Origin of the sequence: Microbacterium sp. H6 (assembly GCF_003314775.1) — a bacterium.
In the GTDB taxonomy this organism is placed as follows: Bacteria; Actinomycetota; Actinomycetes; order Actinomycetales; family Microbacteriaceae; genus Microbacterium; species Microbacterium oxydans.
Map to the genome: position 1 here is coordinate 419 of NZ_QOAY01000145.1, position 786 is coordinate 1,204.

Below are 786 nucleotides of genomic sequence, written 5' to 3' on the forward strand. Positions count from 1 at the left end.
GCGACGGCGCTGGTCGTGATGATCGCGGACAGACCTGCAGACGGGTTGCGGTCGGAGGCGCCGGCGAGGATGCTCTCGGTCACCGCGAGGTCGGGGTATCCGATCGAGGTCTTGATCAGGAAGCGGTCGAGCTGCGCCTCGGGCAGCTTGTAGGTTCCCGCCTGCTCGATGGGGTTCTGCGTGGCGATCACGAGGAACGGGCGCCCGGCCTCGTGGGTGACACCGTCGACCGTCACGCGCGACTCCTCCATGACCTCGAGCAGCGCCGACTGGGTCTTCGGCGAGGCACGGTTGATCTCGTCGGCGAGCACGATCGACGCGAAGATCGGGCCCTTGTGGAACTCGAAGCGGTGCGACTGCTGGTCGTAGATCGTCACACCCGTCACGTCGGACGGCAGCAGGTCGGGGGTGAACTGGATGCGCGTGCTGGTGCCCTGCACGGTCGCGGCCAGCGCCTTGGCGAGGCTGGTCTTGCCCGTGCCCGGTGCGTCTTCGAGGAGCACATGGCCCTCGGCGAGCATCGAGGCCAGCACGAGACCGACGATCTCCTGCTTGCCCTGCACGGCCTTGTCGATGTTCTCGACGAGGCGCTGGAAGGTGCCCTGGAACCAGGCGGCCTGCTCGGGGGTCATTGTCATGAGTGTGTCGTTCCTTGTTGTTGTTCAGAACCGGTGTTCACAGCGGGGTTGGGGAGACAGGTCACTGCCAGACTCGGTGCTCGAAGGCGGTGCCGTTGACCATCACCCAGGCTTCGATCACGCCACGGCGGTTGCCGAGGTAGCAGCT

1 protein-coding gene is annotated in these 786 nt (G+C 66.2%); it reads right to left on the minus strand.

Going from position 1 to position 786, the window contains the following annotated elements:
* A partial coding sequence (locus tag DSP71_RS23470) for a MoxR family ATPase (protein WP_258546348.1) occupies positions 1–638 on the minus strand: 638 nt, incomplete at its 3' end.
* Positions 639–786 lie beyond the last annotated feature (148 nt).